The 6,121-nt window shown below is 41.2% G+C and carries 9 protein-coding genes and 1 tRNA gene; 7 read left to right on the top strand and 3 right to left on the bottom strand.

Annotation, left to right across the window (positions count from 1 at the left end):
* The 5 genes from B3355_RS08640 (at nucleotide 1) to B3355_RS13645 (ending at nucleotide 1,968) form a co-directional block, all read left to right on the top strand.
* Nucleotides 1-79: transfer RNA gene (locus tag B3355_RS08640), tRNA-Ile, on the top strand.
* 195 nt (nucleotides 80-274) lie between these two features.
* Nucleotides 275-607: a DUF2628 domain-containing protein gene (locus B3355_RS13650; protein WP_047515933.1), complete on the top strand. Its 333-nt coding sequence runs from the start codon at nucleotides 275-277 to the stop codon at nucleotides 605-607.
* A 63-nt stretch (nucleotides 608-670) separates the two neighbouring features.
* Nucleotides 671-1,204, top strand: coding sequence for a hypothetical protein (locus B3355_RS08635; protein ID WP_152604416.1), 534 nt, complete (start codon nucleotides 671-673; stop codon nucleotides 1,202-1,204).
* Between the two features lie 124 nt (nucleotides 1,205-1,328).
* Entirely contained in the window at nucleotides 1,329-1,637 is a 309-nt protein-coding gene (locus B3355_RS08630) for a hypothetical protein (protein WP_292782676.1), read from the top strand.
* A 34-nt stretch (nucleotides 1,638-1,671) separates the two neighbouring features.
* Nucleotides 1,672-1,968: a DUF2695 domain-containing protein gene (locus tag B3355_RS13645; protein WP_047515935.1), complete on the top strand. Its 297-nt coding sequence runs from the start codon at nucleotides 1,672-1,674 to the stop codon at nucleotides 1,966-1,968.
* A 308-nt stretch (nucleotides 1,969-2,276) separates the two neighbouring features.
* Here B3355_RS13645 and B3355_RS08625 read toward each other — a convergent pair whose 3' ends face one another.
* Nucleotides 2,277-2,816 (bottom strand): hypothetical protein, encoded by a 540-nt coding sequence (locus B3355_RS08625; RefSeq protein ID WP_292782673.1) that lies wholly within the window; start codon nucleotides 2,814-2,816, stop codon nucleotides 2,277-2,279.
* Between the two features lie 184 nt (nucleotides 2,817-3,000).
* Nucleotides 3,001-3,747: a PEP-CTERM sorting domain-containing protein gene (locus B3355_RS08620; protein WP_047515936.1), complete on the bottom strand. Its 747-nt coding sequence runs from the start codon at nucleotides 3,745-3,747 to the stop codon at nucleotides 3,001-3,003.
* Nucleotides 3,748-4,085: 338 nt separating this feature from the next.
* Between B3355_RS08620 and B3355_RS08615 the strand changes: the two genes are divergently transcribed.
* A complete protein-coding gene (locus B3355_RS08615; protein WP_047515938.1) occupies nucleotides 4,086-4,652 on the top strand; it encodes a hypothetical protein in 567 nt (188 codons plus the stop codon).
* Between the two features lie 263 nt (nucleotides 4,653-4,915).
* On the opposite strand, the gene B3355_RS08610 is transcribed toward B3355_RS08615, so the two are convergent.
* Nucleotides 4,916-5,272 carry a ribonuclease E inhibitor RraB gene (locus B3355_RS08610; protein ID WP_047518555.1) on the bottom strand — a complete coding sequence of 119 codons (357 nt, stop codon included), beginning with the start codon at nucleotides 5,270-5,272 and terminating at the stop codon, nucleotides 4,916-4,918.
* A 319-nt stretch (nucleotides 5,273-5,591) separates the two neighbouring features.
* On the opposite strand from B3355_RS08610, the gene B3355_RS08605 reads away from it, so the two are divergent.
* Nucleotides 5,592-6,104 carry a DUF2127 domain-containing protein gene (locus tag B3355_RS08605; RefSeq protein ID WP_292782666.1) on the top strand — a complete coding sequence of 171 codons (513 nt, stop codon included), beginning with the start codon at nucleotides 5,592-5,594 and terminating at the stop codon, nucleotides 6,102-6,104.
* Nucleotides 6,105-6,121 lie beyond the last annotated feature (17 nt).

Genomic DNA, 6,121 nt, shown 5'->3' with positions numbered 1-6,121 from the left:
GGCCCCTTAGCTCATGCTTGGTTAGAGCAGCGGACTCATAATCCGTTGGTGCTGTGTTCGACTCACAGAGGGGCCACCATAAAAACAAAGGGTTACGTTAATTCGTAGCCCTTTGTTTTTATGGTGCTGTTCAATAGAAAGTTCAACCGAGCAATAGTCTCGCTAATGGATTAAGCGGAATCATCAAAACTCAAGATTGACGCCTTGGACTTTTTGCATAATAAATGCAAATTCAGTACAGTAGTGGATCATTACTAATAAAGAAAAATAACAAATGGCGAAGCAACTAATAATATTCAGGCATCCGTCTGGCAAAGTGGCTAAGGTGACGCTCGGATTTTCTTGGCTAGCTTTTTTGCTCGGACCATTTTGGTTCTTAGTAAAGAAAATGTGGGTTCACTTTTTTGTGTTATTAATAGTTAGCTTGCTTCTCTATTTATTTTCAGAGTACGCGGAACACATTAAGAGTACTTCAATCAGTTTAATTTCGTCGATTACATTAATTGCATACGCGTTTGTGTGTGGGCGCTATGGAAATCATTGGTTACAATCTTCATTACTAAAGCGGGGATATTCACCAGTGATGGATCAGACTGTAAATGCATAGCTGTAGTAAAAGTAATTTTTTAGCGCAGGTCTCAACTCCAATATTCTCATTGGGAGTCGAAGAGTGAGCTTATTAATCCGCACCATTGTTTTATCGCTACTATCGCTCATCTCCCCAGCTATAGCGCAAACCTCCTTGGCAATGTCTGAGACTCAACTAAAAGCGAGTGATCTTCGTGACGCAACCTATGAAGGCAATTGGTTTGGTGTTGTAAAGTGCCTTTATGACCCTGGGCTTTGGCCAGATGATGAATGTGACGTAGAGTTCACATTTGATATTCATGGAAACTCAATATCTGTTGAGCAAGTCGTTCGTACCAAGAACGGGAAAAAAATCAAATCCACTATCAATCCTGGGCGCTTTAAATTTGTCCGCTCTGCTACAAATGCAATTGCGATTTCTATTGAGTCTGGAATTGATGAAGACGGTACGTGGGTAGAAACGTGGTCATTTGCAATGACTCTTTCTGATCCTAATCACATGATCGTCCACTGGACACGTATTGTGAATAACATTGACATGCCAGTCGAAAAGAAAGGTAGCAAATTTTCCTCAGTTGGCATGGGAGAACTAACCCGAGAAAGTAACTTGCAATGATGAAAGCACAATCGCATCATTCAAGCGGGACTGGCGAAAGGGTTCTTTTATGGAATGTTTATTAATAACGAGGGTTGAGCCCAGGTTGTCGCCAGCCCCTTACTTCAAACGTTAGGGAATACAAATGCTCAATCCTTATGTCACGTTGCTTATAGGTCTCGTTTTTCTTTTGGTTTCTCTGGCTCCGTTCTTTCTGATTGCAACATCTGCTAACCTATCAAAACAAAGGCGGCTTTATTGGTTTTTCGGAGGTCTTGTGTCATACGGTGTACTTAGTTGGCTATTTGCATACGAAGGCTATCGTTTACTCCAATTCAATGCCATCGCAGGAGTGGTAGCAAATTTATTGTTTCCAGTTGTTTTGCCATGGGCTTTGTATCTCATTTTTCGTCATGCAAACAAACCCTACCCATCAATCAAGCGAGACGCCTAACGGCGCTCCTTAATTCAAACGTTAGACCGCAGCCATGCCTGATCTGGAACGAAAAAAAGTGCTTAAGGAATCATTCAAAGCCAAAGAACAAGAAATGCTTGTGAGCTCTATGGAGTTGAGCGTAAGCGACTTAAAGGCACTATTCGTTCACTTGGACTCTGAGCTAAAGGCAGGGTGCGATCACACTTTGAGTAAAACTTTAGACTTTCTGGGGGACCGAAAGTTTGAGCCCGCAACTGTAATTCCTTGGCTTAAAGAGCACGGCGGTTATTGTGATTGCGAAGTCTTAGTTAATGTCGAGTCTGATTACGAGTGCATTCTTCGATCATGAATTCTCGGTCTAACCCTTCGGTCAAGCAGGGTCCTCTTCCGGCGTGCGGCCTCCGGATTGGTGAGAGTCTATTAACACTAACTTAGTTATCAAAATCACCCGACGCACTCGACGACTTTTTTACCTTTCGACTCTCCATATGGCTTAGCGGGCAGCATCGGTTTCGTCAGATCGTCAAGTCCACTTTTCTCCAGAAACTTACCTCCTAAAGCCCCAAACCCTTCCCATAGTCGCTCGCCTTGAGCCACAGCCATACAATCAGGGGTTGGCTGATACGACGGGTAATCCCGGTGGCAATCGTTGGCGAGTTAATAATGCTGATCGGGGAAAACGGTTATGGTCTTAAGGTGTTGAGTCATTCTTGGTCCGTTAGGAGGTGTATTTTTTGGTCGTTTCTCTGGCGTGATTAAAAATACAAATAATTGACTACCCTTTATCCAAAAGTGGATCTTATGGTTAGTCATATCTTTAGGTAAGCGACTTTTCAGATCTACTGACTCTTTGTACTCAGTATTGGTATTTTTTACTCTCCACTCAACAGTGAGTATCCAAGCCCTACGTGCTGGGCCGCCAACTATATTGGTAACTTGTAGAGGTTTACCATTAAATAAAAGCTTTTCTGAATCATAGTTGGGAGGGCAGCCAGGAATACCGTAATAAACCTTAAGTATCTCTATATCTTGATTTTCTCCAGAGTCGCCAAAGCTGAATGCTTGATCAACTAGATTATTGTCAGGGCAATTTGTTGATCCAGAGTTGTGTGCACAACCGGTAATAGAGGACAGAGCGGTTACTAATATTATTCGTATGAGCAACCAAGGTACAGAAGGAGATAACTGAAAAGTCATGGTCGTTATGTGTGAATTCAAGTTTTATTTCTAGATGTTACATGTAAACATTAACTCCGTCGTGTTCGATTCACAGAGGGGCCACCATTTATTGATAGACTCAAGGTTAACGCCGTGGGTCTTTTTTGTTTTGTAGATAAAAATAAAAAGCCCTGCATTTACAGGGCCATTTGATATTAAAGTTTCAAATATTCTTTTTTTGAGTTTTTCTTCGAGTAGTTACAGTCAAAAATCCAAGCCCCAATATAACTAAGGCGTATGTTTTAGGCTCAGGTACAGAGGAAACTCCGGAAGAAATAACTTCAATAGAATCTATTAATAGAGCACTCTGCTCCCATAATCCATCAATTGCCCGATCCCAAATTCTAACTTCATCGAATCCGCCACCAGAAAAGCCTACATAATGAGCATTAGGGTGATGAGCTAGCGTCCCGTTAGAAACACTGACTCCTTGGTATAGCAGTTCATAGTGAAGAATAATTTTTGTTGCAAAATAATCACACTCATTCGGCAAGCAATAGCCTCCATAACCAGAGCCAACTAACATCCCGATTGATTCGAAAGAAGCTCCAGAGCTAAGAGTAATTTTGTCGTAACCTGTAAAAAGAGGATAAACTAAAACAGGTTCAGGGTACCAGGAGCGCACACCTTCAAAGCCCGTTCTTTCTGTAGAGCCCAGAGAGGTCCAGATATCTGCTATATCCCCTTCAACACGCTCAACCCTAATACCATTTTCTGTGTGTGATGTTGTGTTGAAGACTATGTCTTCAGTAAACTCTTCAAAACCGTTGAAACCAGTTCGATCTGAGTCGCTGATAAAGTCTACTGTATGCACAATTGGTAGTGAGAATGCAGGAACAGAGAACATTATTAATATGTTAAACGCCAAAAAGTTAACACAGGTCAATAGTTTCTTTTTATTTATTATCATTTTTAATACCCTCTCCTTATGAATACTGTCTTATTAGAATTCGCTTATAGTTGAGAATTATTCTCGCACGGGATGGTAGCAGATTAATTTGCTATAAGGCATAGCCCAAAATAACTAATCCGTTGGTGCTGTGTTCGACTCACAGAGGGGCCACCATTTATAGAGAGACTCAAGGTTAACGCCTTTGGGTCTTTTTTGTTTTGGGGTGAGGTAAACTACCTAGTGTCTTTTAATGAAGCATTTATTACTCAGGTTAATTTTTTGATAGTCTGAAATCACACATTTGCAACATGGCTGATATAAGTTTGCGCATCTCCCAACACAAAAGAATAATAATCATGTCGCTCAAAACGCTTCTAATAGCTACTGCTTTAATTATTCCCGCATGTTCATCATTACCAGAAAAAGTAAATAATCCTGATAAAAGCAAGCTTGGAGTGTTAATAGTAGCAGGCGAAGGTTTTAACTCCTCCTATAGCGACCCCACTGGCAAAAATGCTAATGCTACCCTGCTGGAAGCATCACAAAAGGTTTCAGAGTACTTAAAGTCGGAAATTCAAAACGAACAACATACTGAAGCTGACCAATTTGTTAACTTGAATTCATCTGTTGCCACCAGAACATTTATGGCGCAGCAGATAGCGCAGAAAAAACGCGATGGCTTAATTCAGGTTATGATTCGACATGTTAAAAATACATCTGAAAATACTATTTATCTAGAGCTGGCTTACAACCCATTGCAGTATAGTGCTAGTGGCAACGGTGAAATGCTTCAGATTGGTAAAGGTATGGAAGAGAGATATACACTAGCCGGACCAAATCTTGAAGGCTCAAACACTCCGCTGAATTACTTCACTCATGACTTTATTAGCAAGCTTTCGAAAGCTGGTTATATTGGGGAGTAAATACTCCAAGTTTATATGCCAAAATGAATTTAAAGAGAGTTGATATGGCGGCGTTAGCCAAAATGACAATTAATTCCCAGTTCTGGGAATGAGGCCATACTCCGAAAACTCACTAAATTTGCAGCTCAAAAACACTGCGTATACTCACACGCCTTGAGCCATAGCCAATCAGTCAGTGGCTGGCTGATACGACGAATCCCGGTGGCAATCGTGGGCCGTTATGTTGGCTTGGCGTGGGAGTGGGGTTTATCGATAAGAAGGCCTTAATTAGTTGGGCCAACATCCATTCCATCATATGATTCAATATGATATTTCTCTGCGAGCTTGTAGAACTCATGGTTACGAACATTGAGTGATTCAGGTGTGTGGTGTTCGACTCTTTCCATATGAAGAAAAAAGGTTGATTTGTCGTCAGTTGGGTAAATATTGACATAGCGATACCCGTTTTTTGTTAAGTAGTCAGCAACCGGCTCAAGTTTCTTGGGACTAGGGTCAGTAAAGAAATACCCCCAAAGTAACTTACCGTCAATACTCCCTTTCTTGTACGCAGGATTTGCCCGCATTTCTTGAAACATCTGGTTTAGTTGTTCTAACGTGATAACCGCACTGCCTTCAGCCATCGCTATGTTCCCAAAACTCCAGAAAGTTAATACGAATAAAAAATATCTAACTAATTTCAAAATGTACATAGCAGCAATAATCTAGTGATTTGTTAAATCATATTATCAAACTAAGACGTTTTATTTTCAATCTGAGATTCACATACTTGCCAGCCACAGCTGGTGTCCATAATCGCACGCTTTGAGCCGTAGGCAATTAATCACGGGCTAGCTGATACGATGGTAATCCCGGTTGTGATCGTTGGCCGTTATATTGGTTTTGCGTGGGAGTTGGGATTTCTTCAGACGCAGCTATCGTTATAGCTGGTTCTAATTTAAGATGAACGTGGCTAGAGTCGAATTCGGTAAAGGGGTTAGGTTGAAACTTGCAAATAGGTTAGGCATTCGGGTGATTGCATTGTTTGAGGGCGGTAAGGCCATGCTCATGTTGGTTGCCCTGCTCGTTTTTATTTTGGATTTTCATCTTAATGCCTATGATTTAGCAGAAACACTCGTCGGCAGACTCCATCTCGATCCTCAAGGTCATTACGTGAGTCTGCTGCTCAAGGTGGCTGAGAATTTTAGTGGGGGCGAACTTGTCGCTGTTTGCGTGTGCGCCTTGATGTATTCTGTAATCAAATTTTCTGAGTCTATTGGGTTATGGAATCAACGCCCATGGGGAAGGACTTTGGGTATTGCCAGTATAGGTGTGCTTATCCCGTATGAGGTTTACGCTTTATTCCACCAATACACTCATTTCAAGTTAATGGTTTTACTAATCAATACTTCTATTGTTTTGTATCTATTCATGTTTTTCAATAGACATACAATTCTATCTTCATCTGAACTCTAAAATCCTGCTCTAGGTGC

It is taken from the genome of Methylophilus sp. UBA6697 (assembly GCF_002454655.1).
Lineage (GTDB): Bacteria > Pseudomonadota > Gammaproteobacteria > Burkholderiales > Methylophilaceae > Methylophilus.
The sequence above is the reverse complement of the archived record's forward strand: the minus strand, read 5'-3'. Positions and strand labels throughout refer to the sequence as shown.

What these genes read in the sequence shown, in the direction of transcription:
- B3355_RS13650 (WP_047515933.1), top strand. Translation starts at nt 275, where the DNA reads ATGGCGAAGCAACTAATAATATTCAGGCATCCGTCTGGCAAAGTGGCT.
- B3355_RS08630 (WP_292782676.1), top strand. Translation starts at nt 1,329, where the DNA reads ATGCTCAATCCTTATGTCACGTTGCTTATAGGTCTCGTTTTTCTTTTG.
- B3355_RS13645 (WP_047515935.1), top strand. Translation starts at nt 1,672, where the DNA reads ATGCCTGATCTGGAACGAAAAAAAGTGCTTAAGGAATCATTCAAAGCC.
- B3355_RS08625 (WP_292782673.1), bottom strand. Translation starts at nt 2,816, where the DNA reads ATGACTTTTCAGTTATCTCCTTCTGTACCTTGGTTGCTCATACGAATA.
- B3355_RS08620 (WP_047515936.1), bottom strand. Translation starts at nt 3,747, where the DNA reads ATGATAATAAATAAAAAGAAACTATTGACCTGTGTTAACTTTTTGGCG.
- B3355_RS08615 (WP_047515938.1), top strand. Translation starts at nt 4,086, where the DNA reads ATGTCGCTCAAAACGCTTCTAATAGCTACTGCTTTAATTATTCCCGCA.
- B3355_RS08610 (WP_047518555.1), bottom strand. Translation starts at nt 5,272, where the DNA reads ATGGCTGAAGGCAGTGCGGTTATCACGTTAGAACAACTAAACCAGATG.
- B3355_RS08605 (WP_292782666.1), top strand. Translation starts at nt 5,592, where the DNA reads ATGAACGTGGCTAGAGTCGAATTCGGTAAAGGGGTTAGGTTGAAACTT.